Here is a 21,385-nt window from a genome sequence, read left to right on the forward strand (position 1 = left end):
AAGATTAACAGGATTACTAACGTTTTATGCTTAAAGGAGCGGCTATACTTTGCAAAAGGTGTAGCCGTTTCAGTTTTATACTTTATAGTTTGTTCATTTTAGGTAAATTCGTACATCAACCACTACTATACTTGTCTTGAAAAAGAATCTGTTCCTGTTTTTGGTTCTTCTGCTGTCCGGCTTTGCTGCAAATGCCCAGAACAGGTGCTTTAAGGCCTATGACAGGTTAGGCAGAGAAGTTACTAAATTCTGTGTAGGCGAGCGTATCACGTTCCGGGATTGTGCAGGTGTAGATGCCGATAAGGAATACTATGATTATGATGACCGTGATGGGGTTGAATTCAATACACCAGAGGCTACTCAGAAATATTATACTTATGCTACGCCGGGCAAAGTAATTGTTTCGCAATTCGCAAATCTGAAAGGAGAGGTCGATACGCTTCAGTTAGAGTTTGAAGTATTGAATACCCCTACCCCAACTTTTACAGTTACAGCCTGCGCCAACAAAACTTTCCGCTTTCAAATCACAGACGGGCAGTACGATTTTTACAGCATAAATTTTGGCGATGGCACCTTGAGTCCACCTGTTACAAAACAGAATATCGGAAACCCTGTTACGCACAAATACGAGAAAAATGGTCCTCATACAGTTACGGTCACCGGCAAGTACATTGGCGGTTATTGTAACTCTCCTGCCTCCACTCAAACTATAAATGATCTGCCAGCTTATACTTCACCGGTCATTAATACACTAAAGATACAGAAACAGGATGCTGCAACCGGAACTATAGATTTCACATTCAGTAACCTGCTGCAAGGCTATACTTATACTTTAAAAAGTAAGCAGGAATCTGAAACCAGCTTTAAAACAGTCGCAACTATAGCCCCAAACCAGACTAGTTATACTTTAGCAAACACCAATACCACCGTAAAAACTGAATTTATACTGGAAGCTACAGATGCCTGCAGTTCCGTTTTGCCAACTTCAAATAAAGCATCTATTATTATACTTGCTACAACCGGCGGAAACGAGCAGGTAACTATAAGCTGGCAAAGTATAACCGGATTTTTTAAGCAATACGACCTGTACCGCAATGGCACGCTGCTGCAGTCGATTGGAGGAAATGTCCTGACTTATACTGATACCGATGTAAGTTGCGGGCAGAACAATTGCTATGAGATAAAAGGCATAACCACCGATGGTAAGGCCACGACTGTTACAGCACAAAGCTGCATTACCGTTATCTCTAACGCCACTCCGCCAGCGGCTACATTATTAACGAGTTTTAACCCGCAAAACGAAGTAGAAATTACCCTGCAACTACCAAGCGGGCAAAGTATAAAATCAGCAACCTACCAGCGAAGTATAAACGGAGCAGCGTTTAAAGACCTGGCAACAACTCCTGATTTAAACGTAGTTGATAAACTGAATACCCTTACTCCTGTTTGCTACCGCGCCACCTATACCAACCCCTGTGATAAAACATCAGTAGCCAGTGCGCCCAGCTGTCCGGTTATACTTACCGCAAAGTTAAACCCTGACGAAGCAGCTCAACTTACCTGGACCAACTATACAGGCTTTACAAGCGGAGCAACAACCTATATTTTAGAAGTGTTGGATGATAACGGCGTTGTGATAAGAAGTATTAAGGTTAGCGGCAACTCCTATGCAGATCAGCTTGGCGATCTTCAGGAACAGGTTTTCCGTTACCGTATCAAAGCAACCTCAGCTTCAGGTATCGTAACTTACTCCAACTCCGAAACTATAAAACTGGAATATGCCCTGTATGTACCCAGCGGTTTCACACCCAATGGCGATGGCCTGAACGACCTGTTCGAAGTAAAAGGGAAACGATTTGAAGGCTTCTCTATCCGCGTGATCAGTGGTTCGGGACAGGTAGTCTATAGTTCTGAAGACCGGGCTTCAGGTTGGGACGGCACTTTTAACGGCAAACCGCAGCCTGCAGGAATCTATGCCTACGAAGTGATTCTAAAACTACAGGATGGCACTGCCAAACGACGAACCGGAACGGTAACGCTTATCCGATAGTCACTTTTCACTTTCCGGCTAATTTTATAACCAGCCAAGTAATCCTGCTACTCTTTCTGCTTTCTGAGAATATGCTTGTATATTTGGTATCCGATTGCGTTATAGTTAAAAACAGCATTTAGATTTAAAACGACACGATTATGTTTGATATGATGGGCATGATGGGCAAAATGAAAGAAGTCCAGGCCAAACTGAAAGAAGCACAAGATAACCTGCAGTATATAACCGTATCAGCCGAAGCCGGCGCCGGTTTGGTAAAAGCTACCGTAAACGGCCAGCGCAAGCTGCTTAAAATTGAGATCGACGAATCGATATTAAATGTAAACGACCGCGAAATGGTGAACGACCTGGTAGTGGCCGCCGTGAATAATGCTATGCTGACAGCTACCGAGCGCGCCCAGGAAGAAATGAAAAAACACACTTCCGGACTTTTACCTAACATTCCAGGCTTAGATCTCGGCAGCTTTGGCTTATAGTTCCAGCCGTACAGCTATTGTAATTCTTAACTGGAATGGCCAGCGCTACCTGCAGCAGTTTCTGCCGTCGGTGCTCGCCAACAGCCCGGGCTGCGATATTATAGTTGCCGACAATGCCTCTAGTGATAACTCCACCGTTTACCTGGAGCAGCATTTCCCTCAGGTTCGTATTATCAGGCACACACAGAACTTTGGTTTTTGCGAAGGCTATAACTTAGCCCTGCAGCAGGTTGAGGCCGATTATTATGTGCTGCTGAACTCGGATGTGGAAGTTACGCCGGGTTGGGTGGAGCCTATAGTTGCCTTGCTGGATGCCGACCAAACGATAGCTGCCTGTCAGCCCAAGATAAATGCACAGCAGCATCCCGATTTTCTGGAGCATGCCGGAGCCGCCGGCGGAATGATTGACACCTTTGGTTACCCCTTTTGCCGTGGCCGCCTGTTCGAAACCGTGGAAGAAGACCGTGGGCAGTATAACGATGTGAAGGAGATTTTCTGGGCTACCGGTGCGTGTATGTTTGTGCGCGCTAAACTATACCACGAACTGGGTGGGCTGGAACCTGCTTTTTTTGCGCACATGGAAGAGATTGATCTTTGCTGGCGGGCTAAGAATGCGGGTTATAAGATCATGTATAATGGCAACAGCCGGGTTTACCATGTAGGTGGCGGCACGCTGCACAAATCAAATCCGCGTAAAACGTACCTGAATTTCCGGAATGGATTGGCACTGCTTTACAAAAATTTGCCTGGATCTGAACTAATACCAACTATAGTGCTGCGAATTTTAATGGATTGGCTGGCTGCTTTCAGGATGGTGATGGCCGGACAGACAGCAGACGCACGCGCCGTGCTGGATGCGCACGCCGATGTGCTGCGTAACAGCAGCTACTGGCGCAAACGCAGAAGAGCGCAGCAACCCAAAGGCAATTTTGCCCGAATGAGTGGCGTTTACAAAGGCAGTATTGTGTGGGAGTATTTTATACGCCAGAAGCGTATCGTACCGGAACTATAGATCCCAGACGGTGCTACGCTCACGACGCAGGCTTTTCTGTACGTTCATCCAGAAGGCAAGCATCAGGTAAATAAGTACCGGCGAGCCCATAGTCAGGAACGACACATAAATAAATGACAGGCGAATGCTACTGCTGGCTATGCCGAGTTTTTCGCCCAGCATCGTGCACACGCCAAAGGCCTGAGATTCGATAAAATACTGGATTCGTTTCATTAGCATTTCCATTAAGTCTATAAAATTAAGGTATTAACTTTTTTCATCAAAATCAGCCGTCGCTTTTAATATCAGCTAAACGGTATAAGAGAGGGTTTTGATGTACTTCTACGAACAAACTTTATAACCAGCTATGTCCTGTTACAAAAAAAAGTCTGCAGCCCTGTTCTTTTACATCGCCCTGATAGCCTTTGTTACCAGCAGCTGCACCCTGCACAAAATGGTGCGCCTGGCAAAAAAGCAGGAAATTATAGTACAACCAACCCCGCTTGTTGCCAATGGCCAGCAGGTAGAATTTGAGCTGAAAGTATCCATGCCGCCCAACATTATAAAAGACGGGTACCGCTACAAAATGGATGTGTACTACGAATATGGTGAGCAGCAGCGCGAACAGATCGGGGCTATAAACTTCGAGTTTGGCGAGTTTTTGTACGAGAACGGCTGGCCAACTATAACCCGTCAGTTTTCTTTTCCTTACGCTCCTAAAAAGAACAAAGGCAAACTGTTTGTGCAGGGCATGGCCATAGAGAAAGAAACAGAAGATGTAAAGTACAGCGACGCTAAACAGATCGCAACCGGCCTGATCACCACTCCCCTGCTGATCGTGCGCAACAACGAGATCCTGTTCATTCCTGACTCTTACGCCAACGAAGCTGATAAACCTGCGCTGTTAACGTTTTATTTTGAAGAGAATAACGCCAGGCTGCGCAGCCACCTGGGCTCTAACCTGTCTGTGCTGGACCAATACATCATGGATAATGTCGCTACCCAGGCCGTAACTATAACCGCATCGCAGTCGCCGGACGAAACGAAAGAGATGGCTCAGAAACGCCTGGAAGCGATGGAAAGTTATTACCGCGCTAAACTGGATGCACTTAACTATAACAACAAGAAAGTAACTATAAAAACACTTCCGCTAAAAAGCACCTGGGAGCAGTTGGTGACTAAAATCAAAGCATCTGCCTTACCAAAAGCCGTTATTCAGGAAGTAGCAACTATAGCCAGCAGCAATTTATCTGATCAGGAAAAGGATGCGGCGCTGCAGAAAACACAAGCCAATGAGTATCTGCAACTATACGTATACCCTGCCCTGCGCTTTGCAGAAGTAACTATAAACTATAGCCGCGATAAAAAATCAGATTACGAACTGTACCTACTGGCAAAGAAAATATCCGATGAGAAAGCGCCGGCCGATGCCCTGACCGAACAGGAACTACAGCATGCCGCTACCTTAACTCCTCTTTTAGCCGAGAAAAAACAGATTTATGAAGCGGCAATAAAAACCACTAATAAATGGCCGGCTTACCATAACCTGGGCAAAGTGTATGTTGAAATGGCCCGCAAAGAATATCGCATAAAAGCCAGACAGGCATTGCTGGCAAAAGCTATCCATAATTTAACTTTTGCCGGTTTCCGAAACCCGACTGCCCCGGTTTACTATAGTCTGGCAAGCGCTTACCACGTGCGCGGCGACAAACTGGAAGCACTGCAGTATTATGATTATGCCATTAAACTGGGCGGCAACCCGGAAGAACTGAAACGTATTTTTGCTGATAAAGCTGCCTTGGAAATTGAAATAGGCCAGTTTGATGATGCTATTGAAAGCCTGAAATACTCCGGTAATGGTTACCAGACACAAATGAACCTGGGCCTGAGCTACCTGCTAAAAGAGAACTATGAAGGCGCACAGGAATTTTACAACAGGGCACTGGAACTGCAACCAAACGATGCACTGGCAAACTATAGTTTAGCTGTAATTGCTGCCCGAACCAAAAACGAGCCCATGCTCACCACGCACCTGCGCCAATCTATGAGAGCGGATAACTCCTTTACCTTAAAGGCCATTGAAGATATGGAATTTGATGCTTACCGTGCGGAACAGGCTTATAAAGATGCGTTTAAACTATAACACAGTATAAATGCCGGAGCTTGCCTTGTAAATTGAAAGAGTTATCTTAATTTTACCACCTGAACGAGAATAAAACATCTGATATGCGAAGTATACAGTTTAGAGAAGCCCTGCGCGAAGCCATGTCGGAAGAAATGCGCCGCGATAAGAGCGTGTTTCTGATGGGTGAAGAAGTTGCAGAATATAACGGTGCTTACAAAGTTAGTCAAGGCATGCTGGACGAATTTGGTCCGGAGCGTGTAATAGATACCCCGATTGCTGAGCTTGGTTTTGCCGGTATCGGTGTAGGTGCATCCATGAACGGGTTACGCCCGATCATCGAATTCATGACATTCAACTTCTCGCTGGTTGCCATTGACCAGGTGATAAACTCAGCGGCTAAAATGATGTCGATGTCAGGTGGCCAGTACTCCTGCCCTATCGTTTTCCGTGGCCCTACTGGTAGCGCCGGTATGTTGTCGTCGCAGCACTCGCAGAACTTCGAGAACTGGTATGCCAACACGCCAGGTTTAAAGGTGGTTGTGCCATCTAACCCTTACGATGCAAAAGGCCTGATGAAGTCTGCCATCCGCGATAACGACCCTGTTATTTTTATGGAGTCTGAGCAGATGTACGGCGACAAAGGCGAAGTTCCTGAAGAAGAATACCTGATTCCGATCGGTGTTGCTGATATCAAGCGCGAAGGCACTGATGTAACTATAGTTTCTTTTGGTAAGATGATGAAAGTAGCCCTTGCTGCTGCTGAAGAACTGGCCAAAGATGGTGTAAATGCGGAAGTAATTGACCTGCGCACAGTTCGCCCTATCGACTATAAAACCCTGATCGAGTCTGTTAAAAAGACGAACCGCATGGTGGTAGTAGAAGAAGCATGGCCGCTGGCATCTATCTCTTCTGAGCTAGCTTACCACGTACAGAGCAACGCCTTTGATTACATGGATGCTCCGGTTAAGCGTGTTACCTGCCGCGATGTTCCGCTTCCGTATGCGCCTACGCTTATCGAGGCATCTTTGCCAAACGTAGCACGTACTATTGAAGCTGTTAAACAAGTAATGTATTCTAAAGCATAATCAGCTTTAAACCCTGATAAGAAAGGCGACTTATAACGAGTCGCCTTTTTCTTTGCTTTTAACTTCTACTTTGCCGGTATCGGTATCAATCTCCACTTCCTTTTTTTTTACTTTCACGGCTGTATCCTCGGGCTCTATCTTTTTATCGTGGGCTTTGGAATATACCTGCGTAAATTCTGCTCCAAACAGGAAAATGACCGCCGTATAGTACACCCACACCAGTATCAGCACCAGTGAGCCTGCCGCGCCATAGGTATCTGCCAGCGGGTCGTGCTGAAAGTAAATGTTGAGTATATATTTACCCAGCACAAAAAGAATTGACGTAACAGCAGCCCCTACCCACACATTCTTCCAGCGAATTTTGGCATCGGGCAGCACGCGGTAAATAGCTGCAAATATGACAGTACTGATGATGAGCGAAACAAGGATGTTGGCTATAGTTATAAAGTAAATCGCGACACCAGAGAACTGCTGCCGCAGAAAATCATACACAATACCCAAGGCCACATCTATAGAAAGCGACACCAGCAACAGGAAACCCATACTTATTACCATAGCCAGCGACAGTACACGACTGATCAGCAGTTTCAGCCAACCTTTCTCAATTTTGGCTTTTACTTCCCACATGGCATTCAGGGAGTCCTGCAGGGCTACAAAAACGGTGGTTGCCGAGAAGATCATAGTTGCTACGCCAACTATAGTACCGATAGTGGTAGCATCTGAAAGAGCTGCATTTTCGATGATGCTTTGGAACTGCGTGGCACTGTTTCGGCCAACTATACCGCCCAACTGTTTTACAACCTCGCCTTTTACCGCATCCTGACCAAAGGCTGCACCCGCAATGCGAATGGTGATGATAAGCACCGCCGGAAGAGAAAAGATGGTATAGAAGCCGATAATGGCCGCATAATCCAGCGGATTATCCTCTACAAATTCTTTGAAGGTCTGCTTAGTGATCTCCCAGGTGGAGGCAACACGTTTGTTCATGCGCTTATAGCTATAGTTGCAACGACTTTTATTTTGTTGAAATCAGCTATAGTTACGGGAGATTATAATTTGTTGATGCCTGAGCATGGCGTTTGAATAGTTTTATAGCTCCTGCGCTCGCGTTCCGCGAGTGTAAACGATAGGTGGTGTTCCGCCACAACTATACCAGTTACCGCCAGTTACAAACTGGTAAGCCTTGGCAACCAGTTTGTAACTGGCGAGTTTTAAAATTATAGTTTAGCCAGTTACAAACTGGCCCCATGTTGAGCCACAAGTTGCAAACTTGCGGCATACAATGAATATATTGAGATAAAGGCGGCCAGAGTCCGCAAGTAACTCACACTCGCGGGACGTGAGCGAAGGCAGGAGTTGCATTAATTGCTACTATTATGCAGCTCTCCAAAATCATATCCTTGCTCATTTAACCTTAATCTTTCTTCATCACTCATCTGAGCAAAGACATAGTTCTCGTGAGTTATAGTTGCCAGTATCTCAACACCATCCTTTATCAGAGAAAGGTCTTCAAGCTGATAATTAATCCATTCTTTATATGGCTTTGAAAGTATAAATTTCTTTACTCTGGCTGTTAGTCAATACCTTCGACTAATTCCGCTTGAATATATTTTATTCTTCCTTTCTAATTCTTCAATCAAATCTGGCTCAATGGCCACTAATTCAGGATTTAATTCTAAAGAAACATAAAGGATATTAAATTCCGCAAAATCAGCATCTTTTAAATAAATATTCAGGAGATCATACCACTTTTCATCAGATACTATACTTTCTGATAGAGCAAATAAATTTGCCTTCTCCATGTCATTTTTGAAAGAAACCAGAGTATAAAATAACCAACCCCTACTCCTGCAACGTTAGCTTAGCCAGGTAATTCCCGTTCTCCCCTTCGTAAAGCACTTCCATTGTAAAGCCATGTTCTTCGGCGTATTGCTCCAGCAGGCTGGCATCAATAAAGAGCCACTTAAACCTGCCGCTTTCGTGCGTCTTATAGCGCATGTTATATTCCACTTCGCCATAGTAGCCGGCATTCAGATCAAGCAATACAGAGCCGTCTTCCTGCTCATACATGTATAGTATATCCGACGACTCAAGCAGGATCTGACCACCCGGATTTAGGATCGTTTTAGCGTGCACCAGGAAACGGTACAAACCGAACAGGTCGCCAACTATACCAATGCCGTTCATCAGCATCAGCAATGTGTCGTATTTCTGATCTTTTAGAGTAAGTACATCGGCAAGCTGTACGTTTTCTACGCCGCGCTTTTGCATGGCTTCCACAGCGCCTTCCGAAATATCCAGGGCAGTGACCTGAAGGCCATGCTCCTGCAAAAGCAAACTATGGCAACCGGCTCCGGCACCCACATCCAGCACATGGCCACGGCATTCCTGCAAGGCTATCGTCTCAAGCTCTGGCATTTCCTCTTCCTGCCTGAAAAGGTAATCTACAGGTATAATATCGTCTTCGGTCAGGTTGGACGAAACAGTTATACTACCGTTCTTTTTACCCTGCAGGTAATCATTTATAGCAGCTCCGATCGGGTCGTTCTTAATCATCTTGTAAAGTTACGAAAAGTAAAGTTCGGCGAAATATTGGCATTATAAAATACTTTTTTGAACTATACTAATTATATGGATCTCCTAATACTACACCACTCACCTTACTATCAACCTGTTACACAAAATTACCAGGCAACACTTGTTGCATTTAATAAAAAAATATGTAGCTTTAGCAGCAATCCTTGACCTTTTAGCCCATGAGTTCAGCAGTTTTTAGTCACGTTCTGTTTATGAATCCGAAACTGGAAGTTAAATACTTATACCTTGAGAAGTCGCGCAACAAGCTGCTTAACGACCTTCTCGGTATTGATGATACACTACTTAACACCTGCCCTGCTGAAGGTAAATGGTCTATTGGGCAAATTGCCGCGCACCTGTTGCAGGTAGAGCAGCTAACGATCGGCTACATCCAGAACAAGTTAAGCAAAGAGGAAGAACTGCACACCTCATCTATAAAGAATATGGTGAGTTCGGTGATGTTAAAAGTGGCGCTTAACTCCGGCATGAAATTTAAAGCCCCGAAAGTGGCTGCCTCTGTTCCGGATGTGGTATCGCTGGATAAAGTGCGTGCCCAGTGGGACGAGACCAGGTATAAACTGGAAGACCTGCTGACTGAAATTCCGCCTGCCATGCTGGATAAATGCCTGTTCAGACACCCGTATGCCGGAATGTTAAATGCCTCCCAGACGCTAACTTTTTTGCAGGATCATTTTAACCACCACCTGCACCAGGTAAACCACCTCAAACAGCAACTTACAAAGTAAGCCCAACTATAGTTATCCATTGCCGGGTAAGTACGTAAGTATCCTTATTTACAGACTATAGGTATGGTTTCAGAAAGTTTACCCACGTTTATGGGCGTGGACTATGGCTCTAAACTAGCCGGCACTACTGCCGCTGCCATGGTACATAACGGGCAGATAGAACTATGGCAAAGTGCCCGCGGCCAGGATGCAGATGATTTCCTGCTGAAACTTATTCTGGAGAAAAGGCCTGCCACTGTATTTATAGATGCTCCGCTTACTTTACCCAAGGTCTACAGCCAGTTACCTTATAGTTCCGGCTCCGATTTCTTTTACCGTACCTGCGACCGCGAGGTACAGGCCATGTCGCCGATGTTTATTGGCGGCTTAACTGCCCGCGCTATAAAACTCAGAACTACCCTTGCCGAGCACGGAATCGCTGTTTTAGAAACGTATCCTACCCAACTTGCCCGTATACTTTTGCCTGACGAGAAGAGCTATAAAAAAGATCTTGCAACGTTGCCTGTTATAGCGCAACTGCTGCAAGATCAGATGAATTATGCTTTTGCCCAAACTCCAACAGACTGGCACCAGTTCGATGCGCTGCTGGCCTGGTTAAGTGGTTTCCGGCATCTCTCCGGCAAAGCTATACTTTACGGAGATGCCCACGAAGGTCGGATTATAGTTTAGTTATTCCCACCCAGGTCGCCGGCTGTTTCCAGGGTACGGAACTCCATTTGCAGCGCCTTTATTTTAACTTCGTCGTCGGTGTTCAGCCCTTCGTCCACTTCGTCTTTCCGCTCGTTTAGAGAGTTTAACACCATTTTCACCATTTCCCAATCCTGGTTGGTCCAGGAGCCATGCTGTTTACGTACGTTCTCTAAAAATGTAATGTAAACCTGCCGCACATTTCCCTGGGTTATAGTTGCTTTGTCAGCATAAGTGCCCAGTAGCTTTTGCTCCCATTCTGCAAGGCGGGCTGCACGACGCGTAGTTTCGTACTCTTTGTCAGCTTTGTTAAAATCTTCTTTCAGTTTCTGATAATCCTGCTTCAGCTCATCTGAAAAACCCTCCTGTTTTACGTCGAGTTCCTGCGTGCGGGTAGCAAAATCTGCTTTGGCACGCTTCCAGTCTTCTTCAGTGCGGTCGGCTACATTGCTGGTGGTCTGGCTTACCCAGTTTCTGAAATCACCGAGTTCATCTTCTACTTCGGCCTCCTTTGATGCAGAGCAACTGCTCAGAACAGTACTTGCTATAAAGAGTAATCCGAATAAATATAAAGTAATGCGTTTCATAGTTATACAATTATTAAATGGTGCCTGTTAAATGTTGCTTTTAGTACGCAAATATTACTTTTAAGATATAGCCAGGGCGCGCTAAAACAGATGTAAACAATTACTAATCAGCACTTTTATTAAACTCCCTGAGTTCATCGCCGTACATAATTACAACCACTCTTTCTAATGTACTTAACAGGAAACCGTGTGACCTGTACTAAAAAAGACTTTTAAGATTTGGAGATCACGTTGCCAACAGGCGGCTCAAGACTGTAGTAACCTATACTTCGAGTATGCGCGTTTTTAATGCACAAGTGAAGTATAGGTTATGTCTTTTTATAACGCATAAAAAAGCGACGGCCCCTGTTATAAAGGAGCCGCCGCTTTGTAGTTTAAACTATAGCTGGCTACATTTTTTTAATCTCGGCCAGCAGTTGTTCGGTTCCGGTTACATCGTCGCCGTTCTTTTTGCCTGCCGCAATAGCTTTATTGGCTGCTTCCAGTGCTTTTTGTTTCTGCCCTAGTTTGTAAAGCAAAGCGGCATGTGTATCTAAGTTAGCATAACCCGGTGCAATGCTAACCGATTTCCTGGCCCACTCTTCCGCTTTTTGCAGCATGGCTTTATCATCTATCGTTTCATAGTATTTCCAGGCAATGCTGTTCAGGCGGTTGGCGTCGCTGCTGAAGTAAGTATCGTATAGTTTGATGTTGGCGGCATGGTACTTTGGTAAGTCCTGCTTGCGTTCGTAATAAACTGCATCAGCAAATAGCAATGACCTTTCAGCGTCTTTCAGGTTCAGTTTTGTGAGATTGGTCTTCAGTTTTGTAAATTCTGCATCCTTCCCCTCATACGCAGCACGGTTCAGGGCCATGCCATACACACTTAGTATTTTGTTGTTAACAGAATCTGCGGTGTACTTCTTTGCAAAAGCTTCTCTGTTTTTAACCAGGTGTTTAAAAGTTGGTGACTCTACCGTATTAATGTTCTCGTAGATCAGTTTCCAGTTGCCACGCTCCAGCAGCTGATCAGACTTTTGGGTAGCAAAATAAGCTTCGGCTACTTTGCCAGCATCCAGAGCGGCTTCGTTCAGCACTTTCAGGTACCCCATCATAAAGTCTGCAGAGCGCTCACCGCCGTCAAATTTCTTCTGGTAAGATGCAAAGTTCTTAGCAGGGTCTTTGGCTATAGTTGCTACATCCATAAACATTTCGGCTGGGCGGGCACCAACCGTGCGGTGCATCACACTGCCATCTGCGGCTAAAAACAGGAAGCTTGGGTAAGCCTGTACTTCATACTTCTTCGCCATTTCAATGCCTTCGCCTTTCTCCATGTCCAGCTTATAGTTCACGAAGTTGGTATTAAAGTAGTCGGCTACAGCATCGTTTACAAACACGTTCTTATCCATCCACTTACATGGTCCGCACCAGGTGGTATAGGCATCAATAAATATCGGTTTTTTCTCGGTTTTGGCCTGTGCCATAATCTCGGCTACAGTGCCTTTCCGGAAGTTGATTTCTTTGGTTTGAGCCCAGGCGCTGCTGCTTACCAGCAAGGCCAGCAGCCATAGTACTGATTTTTTCATATGGTTGGATTAAGGTGTATACTTTTGAACAGGAAGTATTTACATACAGCTATATAGCCTAAACGCAAACTATAGGTTAAATTATACTTTTTTACCGGAAAAGGTAACAAAAAGATTACTTATTATCCGAACAGTGGGATTATAGAGACAAAAGACGTACATCTACAGACAAAACTCCCGTACTCAGATAAAGTTTAACCCCAAACCCATGAAACAGAAAGAAGATTTTATGCGTGAGGCCATCCGGCTCTCGGTACAGAAAATGCAGGAAGGCTGTGGCGGCCCGTTTGGCTGCGTAGTTGTGTGCAACGGCGAAATAGTGGCCCGCGGCTACAACAACGTGCTGGGCTCCAACGACCCCACAGCACACGCAGAAATAGAAGCTATCCGGAAAGCATGCACCACCCTGGGCACCAACCAACTTACGGACTGCGAACTATACACCAGCTGCGAGCCATGCCCCATGTGCCTGGGCGCCATTTACTGGGCCCGCCCTAAAAAAGTATATTATGCCAATTCCCGCCAGGACGCTGAGCGCATCGGCTTCGACGATAAATTCATTTACCAGGAACTGGACAAGCCAAAATCAGAACGCAGAATACCGATGGAGCAGCTTTTAGCAGATGAAGCCAAAGAAGCGTTTGAGAAATGGGTAGCTAAGGAAGATAAAACAAGTTACTGAAAGCAGACAGTTCGTTTCAGATTACATAATGGCGTACCGGCCAGCGACCATCTGAACTATAGAATATATCTATAAACTATAAATGGCTGGAAACACGAAGTTCCCAGCCATTTATAGTTTTAGTCAGCTATAGTTATCAGGGCTATAAGCTGCTCATTTCAATACTGTCGCTTTTCTGCAGGTCCAGCAGTTGGCCGTTTTCAGGCAGGGCCAGCATTGGTAGTTTCAGCTTCTTCAGTAATTTCGATGTCACACTGCTATGGATGATCTTTTCAAAGAACATGCGGTTCAGTATCGTGAAGGCAACCAGGTCCGCATCGCTTTCATAGGCGTATTTCGAGATTCCTTCGGCCACATTTTCAGCATCGATCTCCACAAAGTTTATCTCTGCTTCCGGAAACTGTTTGGTCAGCTCCTGTTTAATATACTCGTTATCAATATAGTCTGCCTGGTTTTTGTTATGGATATGCAGGAAAGTGAGCGAGGCATTCAGCAATTGTTTCAGTTGCAGCAACTGCATGGCTGTTACCTGGTCTCCGTTCTCAAAATCGGCTGCGTATACAATCTGCCTGATCGGTTTTATGTCGGCTCCTTCCGGAATGGCTAAAACAGGGCACAGGCCAAGCTTCGCGATAGCCTCGGTGGTAGTGCCAAACATTTTTTTAGCGTAGTTTTTAGCGCCACCTGTTCCCATCACCACCATGGTCACATCCAGTTCTTTTATGGCTTTCCGGATATCTCCGGTGGTGTCTCCGCCTGTAACGATATACCTTACCTGTGTTCTGTTCTTGTTAACCTGGCTGGTCAGTGCCGAAAGCTTTTGACGGGCTTCGTCTGTTTCTCTGTTATGGTCCAGGGTAGGCAACGTCGGAATGATTTCAAGGGAATGTAGCACTACAACTTCAGCATGGGCTTGCGTAGCCAGTTCAATGGCATACTGCAGGGCACGCACTGAATTATCAGAAAAATCAACAGGTACGAGAAGTGTCTTCATGGTTTTTATGATTTTAATTTGATGAATGGCAAACACCCGTTGCCTCCTATGAATAACTTAAAATTACTGCCTTTCTAAAGCTTAAAGTATAAGCAATAGCATTCTATAAACTGATCTTCGTCATATGAATCCTCTCAGCATCGGCATGGCAACCGCCCTATACTTAAAATACTGATATCCACAATTTTATAACAAAGTCTGTTATAATATAACCGGGAACAGGGCGTATAGTTTTAAATAGTACCTCTTCCGGAAACAGGCATAAAAAAAGGCTGAGCAATTGCCCAGCCTTCTGTTCTATAGCTTACAGGTTCCGCTTAACGGCGTCCCATCATTTTAGCAAGGTTACCCAAACCACCACGTGTTCCGGCCATCTTGTTCATCGACTTCATCATTTTGCGCATATCGTTGAACTGCTTCATCAGGTTGTTCACCTGTGTAATGTCGGTACCACTGCCTTTGGCGATACGGGCACGGCGGCTGCCGTTTATCATATCCGGGTTCTCGCGCTCAGCTGGTGTCATCGATTTAATAATGGCCTCGATCGGTTTGAATGCATTGTCGTCAATCTCCACATCTTTCAGGGCTTTGCCAACACCCGGTATCATACCAACCAGGTCCTTGATATCACCCATCTTTTTAATCTGCTCCAGTTGTGTCAGGAAGTCGTCGAAGTTGAACTGATTCTTGCGGATCTTCTTGTTGATACGCTTCGCCTCATCTTCGTCAAAGGCCTGTTGCGCGCGCTCTACAAGGGAGATAACGTCACCCATGCCCAGGATACGCTGTGCCATACGATCCGGGTAGAACAGGTCAAGCGCTTCCATTTTCTCACCAGTCGAGATAAACTTGATCGGCTTCTCCACCACCGCACGGATAGAAAGGGCCGCACCACCACGCGAGTCACCATCCAGTTTGGTTAGCACAACACCGTCAAAGTTAATGCGCTCATTAAAGGTCTTGGCTGTGTTCACCGCATCCTGACCAGTCATGGAGTCTACCACAAACAGGGTCTCAGTGGGCTTAACGGCAGCTTTGATCTCGGCTATTTCTTTCATCATCGCCTCGTCCACGGCCAAACGACCGGCGGTATCGATGATGACTACTTTCTTGTTTGTCTTTTTGGCGTGCTCAATGGCATTCAGGGCGATCTGAACCGGGTTCTTGTTTTCCAGTTCGGTATACGCCTCTACGCCAACCTGCTCGGCCAGTACCTGCAGCTGGTTTATCGCAGCGGGGCGGTACACGTCGCAGGCAGCAACCATTACCGATTTGCCCTGCTTTTTAAGGTAGTTGGCCAGCTTACCCGTAAACGTAGTTTTACCAGAACCCTGCAGACCCGCGATCAGGATAATAGCCGGGTTACCGCTTATGTTGATGTCCTGCTTTTCGCCGCCCATCAGCTCGGTCAGCTCTTCGTACACGATCTTTACCATCAACTGGCCCGGCGAAACGGATATAAGTACATCCCGCCCCATGGCTTCGTCTTTGATCTTATCGGTTACAGTTTTGGCAACTTTATAGTTAACGTCGGCATCAACAAGGGCGCGGCGCACCTCTTTTATAGTTGCAGCAACGTTTATTTCGGTAATGCTACCCTGGCCTTTAAGCGTTTTAAAAGCGCGGTCTAGTTTGTTACTTAAATTATCAAACATCTCTTTCTTCTGGATTTACCTACAAAAATAAACAAAATTTGCTTGTCTGAACCAGTGATTAAAAATGATTTGGGCGATTTGCATCATTTTAATACCTGTCTGAATCAGAAACTTTCATATTTTTATCTAACGGACTTCTTTCTATAACCTTTATTTAGCTAACCAAACTACTTAATCAGTGGTTCAGGCAATCTATAAAGCCGTAATTAGTATATATATTTCTTATATTTGAAACGAGAGCTAAGCAAACTATAGCTTTGGAAATGACCGATACTACAAACTTACTATATATCTCTTATTACTGGCCGCCTTCCGGTGGACCAGGAGTGCAGCGTGGCTTAAAATTTTGCAAATACTTACCACAGTTTGGCGTGCTTCCGGGCATACTTACCGTTGATGAAGAACAGGCTTCCTACGCCGTGTTAGATCCTACCTTCGAGAAAGAAATACCTGAAGGCATTGAAGTTTACCGCACGGCCACATCTGAGCCTTTTGAGTACTATAAAAAACTATCCGGCAAGAAAGAAATTCCTTACAGCGGCTTTGCTAACCAGAAAACCAAGGACACCTTTTTAGATAAGGTTTTCAAGTTTGTGCGCGGCAATTTATTTATTCCTGATGCCCGCGTTGGCTGGAACAAACATGCCTTGAAAAAAGCGGAAGAACTTATAGTTGCCGGCAAGTACAAAGCCGTTCTTACCACCAGTCCGCCGCATTCTACGCAGCTTATTGGCCTTAAGTTAAAGCAAAAGTACAAGTTGCCCTGGGTTGCCGACCTCCGCGACCCCTGGACCAACATCCATTACTACGACCAGTTACTGCATACCCCTATTGCCAGGCGCCTGGATGAAAAGTATGAACGGCAGGTACTGGAACAAGCTGATGCCATTATAGTTACCAGCGAAGACACCAAGCGCCTGTTCCTGAACAAGCCCGCCAACGTACATGCCGACAAGATCCATGTAATCCCGAACGGGTATGATGAAGAGGATTTCCTTTTCCCGAGTAACCCGCCGCAGGATACTTTCCTGATAACGTATACCGGTACTATCACTGAAAACTATAATATTGATGTTTTCCTGAAAGTTCTGGCAACACTGCTATCCACGCACAGCGAAATAAACTATAAGCTCCGCTTTGTGGGTAAAGTGTCGGAGGGTGTGAAGATGCGCATTGAGAAGGCAGGTTTATTGGGCATTACAGAATACATACCGTTTGTACCGCACCAGGAAGCTATCAAATATATGATGGAGAGTACTTTACTACTGCTCTCAATTGCTGATGTGGATACGGTATATGCCAATGTGCCGGGTAAATTATTCGAGTACCTGGCATCCAACAAACCAATCGTTGCGCTCGGCCCGGTTCATTCTGCCATGGACCAGATTATAGATGAATGTGGCGCAGGCCGCCTGTTTCATTACACCGCCTACGACCTGATGCTGGATCACCTTACGCAAATGAGCAAAGCCTGGAAGATCAATCCGAATCTGGATCTGCCGTATATCAACCACGCCCGTTTTTCAAGAAGAGCGCTAACAGCTGAATTAGCGAAGGTAGTGAAGGCCTTGAAGTAAGGTTAAAGATTTTGCAGGCTAAGGCAATTGCTGCTAGTAGCATAGTTTGTATTTACTCGTAGTCATGCTGAGCGTTAGCCGAAGGATTTTATATTTACTATAGTTGCTCTTGTGTCATTTCGAACATTCTTGAGACGCGAGTCGAAGAGAGCCAGCGCAGCTGTGAGAAATCTGAGTTCTATAGTTTCTCTTTTGTCATTTCGAACAAAGTGAGAAATCTGGGTTCTATAGTTGGTTATAGTAGTAGCTGGAACCAAGCCTTTTCTCCCATAGCCTTCTTAAATCCTGGGAGCTCTATTAACCTATTGTTTCAATCTAGCTTTGGTGCCCTCACGGCCGGGAGGCCCCGTCTTGGGGGTAGGGGCCCTCGATAAGGGCATCGCGCTGCTGCTTTCTTGCTACCCTCGTACCTCGGGTTGCCTGACGGCACCGCAACCAAGCAAAGGCGCTCAACCAAAAGACTGTGATCAGTTCGATAGTAATTTATATAGTTGATTGAGATGTTGTTGTGCTTGGCTTTATCGTGGTGGTATTTCCTTAAGGACAGGTAAACCTGTCCTGTCCGTGGATGGACTGTAACTATAGCAAACTACAACTCAAACTATAACTATAGCCCAAATTCCCCTCTTGGGAGGGGCAGGGGTGGGTTAAAACCATAACTATAGAACTACATCCTCAACTATAGCGACAGCTCGAAAGCTCCTTCCCCTGTTTTGGGGGTAGGGGCCCTCTTTTAAAGGGGAAGGCTGGGAAGGGGTAAACTATAGCTACAACTATAGCAAAAGCCAAAACCTCCCCACCATAGCCTACCGGGAAGCGATCTCGAAGTTGGCGAACGTAGCGCTGAGGGGTTGTGGTGCCAGGACAAAGGAGGGGATAAAGGGGTGGTTGGACAACGATAACTATAGAACTATTACCAAACTATAGCCATTCCATAGCCTCCTCTAACTTATCACTAATGCTATATTCCCGAATCAGCAACTATAACAAGCCCAGCACATTCTCCGGAGGGCGACCAATAACAGCTTTATCACCTTTCACTACAATGGGTCTTTCGATCAGAACCGGGTTTTCCACCATTGCCTGAATCCATTGTTCATCTGTTAAGCTCTTACCCGCAAATTTTTCTTTAAATACCTTTTCTCCTTTACGAACCAACTCCTCAGGTTTCATATGTAGCTTTTGCAGAATACTTTTCAGCTCGTCAGCGGTGGGTGTTGTCTTCAGGTATTCCACTACTTCAACCTCCTGTTTGTTCTCTTTCAGCAGATCGAGCGTGCACCTGCTTTTACTGCACATCTTATTATGGTAGATCGTAATCATTTTTCAGAATATTGTTTGGTGTAAAAGTATAAACTTTCACCATTTAAAGAGTATACTTATAGGTAATTCCATTCTTTAGCAATATCCGTAATTTAGTAAGCCCAAAAAATCAAAAATAATTTATGCAGGCAGGCACCGAAATAGTAGTAAATTCATGGCTGGAGCTTCAGGCTGCCCTTTTTGACCATAGCTGGGACCCAGTGCTGGGCCGTTTTCGTTCGTCTTATGTATACCGGGGAAGCTGGAATAAGTCTTACGACCTGAGTACCAGCATTACACGCGTGGGTCCGCAGTTTGAGAGGCTGGAGCCGCATATTCTCCGTAACTTCCGTAAGTATGCCCACGGCACAGCTCCCCAGGATGATACCATCTGGAACTGGCTTGCTATGGCACAGCATCATGGTTTGCCTACCCGCCTCCTCGACTGGAGCTATTCGCCTTATGTAGCCCTGCACTTTGTAACAGACCTGCTGGATAAATACGAAGAGGACGGCGCAGTGTGGTGTGTAGACTATGTAAAATCGAAACAATACCTGCCCTCTACCTTGCTGGATGCTGTAAATGAAGAAGGAGCCAGCGTATTTACACCGGAAATTCTGGCACCGGTCAGCCCGACTCTAAAAAAACTGGGCAGCTTTCAGAAAGAAGAATTTGTGCTTTTCCTGGAACCACCTTCGCTTGATGCCCGCATAATACAACAGTATGCCTTATTCTCGATGATGTCTGATGTGAAGTCGGAGCTTAGCTCCTGGCTGCAGCAACACCCGGAGTTATATTTCAGGGTGATCATTCCTGCAAAACTGAAGTGGGAAATACGTGATAAACTGGACCAGGCCAACATTACAGAGCGTGTGCTTTTTCCGGGGCTTGCCGGTCTGAGCCAATGGCTGAAAAGGCATTACACCCATTCTAAATAAGACAAAGAATTTTTAACTAAATTGAGGAGCGTTATAGTGTGCGCGTAAATATAAATTTACTAACTTAACCACTGAATACACCCTTACTCTCTTTTTATGTTTACCCGCTTACGCACCACCTCTGGATACCCCAAAAAACGTTTTACTTTTTTACTTTGTACTACTACCCTGTTTGCCATCAGTTGCACGCAGGAGCGCGAAGCACAACAATCCGTTCAGGCCACAGCTCCCTCCGACCAACAAACTATAGTTTCAGAGGATACACTGGCAAAAGCAACCCCTGACACCACAGCTATAGTTGCACAAGCCACTACAGATACATCCTGGATTTACCCTGGCCCAAAGCCGTTGCCAGGCGCTATACTCCCGGAGAAGCGAATTCTTGCATTTTATGGCAACCCGCTTTCAAAGCGAATGGGTATTTTAGGGGAGCTCCCTCCGGAGCAGATGCTGCAGAAACTGGACGAAGAAGTTGCCAACTGGAGCAAGGCCGACCCAACCACACCGGTACAGCCTGCGCTGCATGTTATAGTTGTAACTGCCCAGGGTCACCCGAGTGCCGGAGGCAAGTACAGGTTGCGTATGCGTCATAAAATGATCGACGAAGTGCTGGAGATAGCGAAACAGCGCGATGCTATCGTTTTCCTGGATGTGCAGGTAGGCCATAGTACGCTGCAGGCAGAGTTGCCTGAACTTGAGAAATACCTTAGCCTGCCAAATGTGCACTTAGGTATTGATGCCGAATTTGCTATGAAAGATGGTACCATACCGGGCCGTAAAATCGGTTCTTTTAACGCAGAAGATATAAACTATGCCACAAGCTACCTTGCCGACCTGGTAACAAAAAACCAGATACCGCCCAAGATGCTGATCGTGCACCGCTTTACCCAGGGTATGATCAAAAACACCGAAAACATTAAACTTGACCCACGCTACCAGGTAGTAATGCACATGGATGGCTGGGGCGGCCCGGCACTCAAGAAAGACACCTACCGCCGTTACATTAAAAACGAGCCGGTTCAGTTCACAGGCTTTAAACTGTTCTATAAAAACGACACTAAAAACGGTCACCGCCTGATGACACCAGAGGAAGTACTGGCACTTACACCAACGCCTATGTATATCCAGTATCAGTAAGATTGATAGTCAAATTGTAAGCTTATTTCGTCATCTCGAATTTTGAGGGAGATCTCTTTGAAATTAGACCAGAGTTAGACACGAAATAACAAGTATCTGACTGGCAGTATAATTCCGTAAACTATAGCATAAAGGCAGCAGGAGAAATCAGGCTGCCTTTTATAATTAAACTAATAATTTCAGAGGCTTAACTTTCCAGCTTTTTCACAAA

20 protein-coding genes are annotated in these 21,385 nt (G+C 45.5%); 11 read left to right on the forward strand and 9 right to left on the reverse strand.

The features are described from left to right. Positions 1–136 precede the first annotated feature (136 nt). The 3 genes from GSQ66_RS07625 (at position 137) to GSQ66_RS07635 (ending at position 3,538) form a co-directional block, all read left to right on the forward strand. The gene (locus GSQ66_RS07625) at positions 137–2,050 is read left to right on the forward strand and encodes a gliding motility-associated C-terminal domain-containing protein (RefSeq protein WP_162426918.1); all 1,914 of its coding nucleotides are present in this window, start codon (positions 137–139) and stop codon (positions 2,048–2,050) included. 140 nt (positions 2,051–2,190) lie between these two features. Continuing rightward, entirely contained in the window at positions 2,191–2,526 is a 336-nt protein-coding gene (locus GSQ66_RS07630; RefSeq protein ID WP_162426919.1) for a YbaB/EbfC family nucleoid-associated protein, read from the forward strand. After that, the gene (locus GSQ66_RS07635; protein WP_162426920.1) at positions 2,516–3,538 is read left to right on the forward strand and encodes a glycosyltransferase family 2 protein; all 1,023 of its coding nucleotides are present in this window, start codon (positions 2,516–2,518) and stop codon (positions 3,536–3,538) included. Before GSQ66_RS07630 ends, GSQ66_RS07635 begins: the two co-directional genes overlap by 11 nt. Here GSQ66_RS07635 and GSQ66_RS07640 read toward each other — a convergent pair. Continuing rightward, on the reverse strand, positions 3,533–3,751 hold the full coding sequence (locus GSQ66_RS07640; protein WP_162426921.1) for a PspC domain-containing protein: 219 nt from the start codon (positions 3,749–3,751) through the stop codon (positions 3,533–3,535). The genes GSQ66_RS07635 and GSQ66_RS07640 overlap by 6 nt on opposite strands. A 133-nt stretch (positions 3,752–3,884) precedes the next feature. Here GSQ66_RS07640 and GSQ66_RS07645 point away from each other — a divergent pair, with 133 nt between their 5' ends. Then, the gene (locus tag GSQ66_RS07645; RefSeq protein ID WP_162426922.1) at positions 3,885–5,660 is read left to right on the forward strand and encodes a tetratricopeptide repeat protein; all 1,776 of its coding nucleotides are present in this window, start codon (positions 3,885–3,887) and stop codon (positions 5,658–5,660) included. Positions 5,661–5,743: 83 nt separating this feature from the next. After that, the gene (locus tag GSQ66_RS07650) at positions 5,744–6,727 is read left to right on the forward strand and encodes a pyruvate dehydrogenase complex E1 component subunit beta (RefSeq protein WP_162426923.1); all 984 of its coding nucleotides are present in this window, start codon (positions 5,744–5,746) and stop codon (positions 6,725–6,727) included. A 30-nt stretch (positions 6,728–6,757) separates the two neighbouring features. Here GSQ66_RS07650 and GSQ66_RS07655 read toward each other — a convergent pair whose 3' ends face one another. The 3 genes from GSQ66_RS07655 to GSQ66_RS07665 all read right to left on the reverse strand — a co-directional run bounded on the left by GSQ66_RS07655 (position 6,758) and on the right by GSQ66_RS07665 (position 9,283). Then, positions 6,758–7,714, reverse strand: a complete 957-nt coding sequence (locus GSQ66_RS07655; protein ID WP_162426924.1) for a YihY/virulence factor BrkB family protein — start codon at positions 7,712–7,714, stop codon at positions 6,758–6,760. Between the two features lie 590 nt (positions 7,715–8,304). Continuing rightward, positions 8,305–8,529, reverse strand: coding sequence for a hypothetical protein (locus GSQ66_RS07660; protein ID WP_162426925.1), 225 nt, complete (start codon positions 8,527–8,529; stop codon positions 8,305–8,307). Between the two features lie 40 nt (positions 8,530–8,569). Continuing rightward, complete coding sequence (locus tag GSQ66_RS07665) at positions 8,570–9,283, reverse strand: class I SAM-dependent methyltransferase (protein WP_162426926.1); 714 nt, start codon at positions 9,281–9,283, stop codon at positions 8,570–8,572. 233 nt (positions 9,284–9,516) lie between these two features. Here GSQ66_RS07665 and GSQ66_RS07670 point away from each other — a divergent pair, with 233 nt between their 5' ends. Both GSQ66_RS07670 and GSQ66_RS07675 read left to right on the forward strand, forming a co-directional pair. After that, on the forward strand, positions 9,517–10,050 hold the full coding sequence (locus tag GSQ66_RS07670) for a DinB family protein (protein WP_162426927.1): 534 nt from the start codon (positions 9,517–9,519) through the stop codon (positions 10,048–10,050). A 63-nt stretch (positions 10,051–10,113) separates the two neighbouring features. Then, complete coding sequence (locus GSQ66_RS07675; RefSeq protein ID WP_162426928.1) at positions 10,114–10,719, forward strand: DUF429 domain-containing protein; 606 nt, start codon at positions 10,114–10,116, stop codon at positions 10,717–10,719. Here GSQ66_RS07675 and GSQ66_RS07680 read toward each other — a convergent pair. Both GSQ66_RS07680 and GSQ66_RS07685 read right to left on the reverse strand, forming a co-directional pair. Beyond that, entirely contained in the window at positions 10,716–11,324 is a 609-nt protein-coding gene (locus tag GSQ66_RS07680) for a hypothetical protein (protein ID WP_162426929.1), read from the reverse strand. The two genes, GSQ66_RS07675 and GSQ66_RS07680, sit on opposite strands and share 4 nt — an antisense overlap. Positions 11,325–11,713: 389 nt before the next feature. Further along, on the reverse strand, positions 11,714–12,889 hold the full coding sequence (locus GSQ66_RS07685) for a thioredoxin family protein (RefSeq protein ID WP_162426930.1): 1,176 nt from the start codon (positions 12,887–12,889) through the stop codon (positions 11,714–11,716). Between the two features lie 208 nt (positions 12,890–13,097). On the opposite strand from GSQ66_RS07685, the gene GSQ66_RS07690 reads away from it, so the two are divergent. Continuing rightward, a complete protein-coding gene (locus GSQ66_RS07690; protein WP_162426931.1) occupies positions 13,098–13,571 on the forward strand; it encodes a nucleoside deaminase in 474 nt (157 codons plus the stop codon). A 142-nt stretch (positions 13,572–13,713) separates the two neighbouring features. Here the strand turns inward: GSQ66_RS07690 and GSQ66_RS07695 are convergent, their stop codons facing one another. Together GSQ66_RS07695 and ffh are read right to left on the reverse strand one after the other, a co-directional pair. Continuing rightward, entirely contained in the window at positions 13,714–14,565 is an 852-nt protein-coding gene (locus GSQ66_RS07695) for a universal stress protein (protein WP_162426932.1), read from the reverse strand. Positions 14,566–14,882: 317 nt separating this feature from the next. Then, a complete protein-coding gene (ffh, locus tag GSQ66_RS07700; RefSeq protein WP_162426933.1) occupies positions 14,883–16,220 on the reverse strand; it encodes a signal recognition particle protein in 1,338 nt (445 codons plus the stop codon). A gap of 263 nt (positions 16,221–16,483) precedes the next feature. On the opposite strand from ffh, the gene GSQ66_RS07705 reads away from it, so the two are divergent. Next, entirely contained in the window at positions 16,484–17,797 is a 1,314-nt protein-coding gene (locus GSQ66_RS07705; RefSeq protein ID WP_238395862.1) for a glycosyltransferase family 4 protein, read from the forward strand. 981 nt (positions 17,798–18,778) lie between these two features. Here GSQ66_RS07705 and arsC read toward each other — a convergent pair. Beyond that, complete coding sequence (arsC, locus tag GSQ66_RS07710; protein WP_162426935.1) at positions 18,779–19,120, reverse strand: arsenate reductase (glutaredoxin); 342 nt, start codon at positions 19,118–19,120, stop codon at positions 18,779–18,781. A gap of 122 nt (positions 19,121–19,242) precedes the next feature. Between arsC and GSQ66_RS07715 the strand changes: the two genes are divergently transcribed. Both GSQ66_RS07715 and GSQ66_RS07720 read left to right on the forward strand, forming a co-directional pair. Continuing rightward, the gene (locus GSQ66_RS07715; RefSeq protein ID WP_162426936.1) at positions 19,243–20,037 is read left to right on the forward strand and encodes an FRG domain-containing protein; all 795 of its coding nucleotides are present in this window, start codon (positions 19,243–19,245) and stop codon (positions 20,035–20,037) included. Positions 20,038–20,133: 96 nt separating this feature from the next. After that, positions 20,134–21,174, forward strand: a complete 1,041-nt coding sequence (locus tag GSQ66_RS07720) for a hypothetical protein (RefSeq protein ID WP_238395863.1) — start codon at positions 20,134–20,136, stop codon at positions 21,172–21,174. Positions 21,175–21,385 lie beyond the last annotated feature (211 nt).

Origin of the sequence: Pontibacter pudoricolor (genome assembly GCF_010092985.1) — a bacterium.
Lineage (GTDB): Bacteria > Bacteroidota > Bacteroidia > Cytophagales > Hymenobacteraceae > Pontibacter > Pontibacter pudoricolor.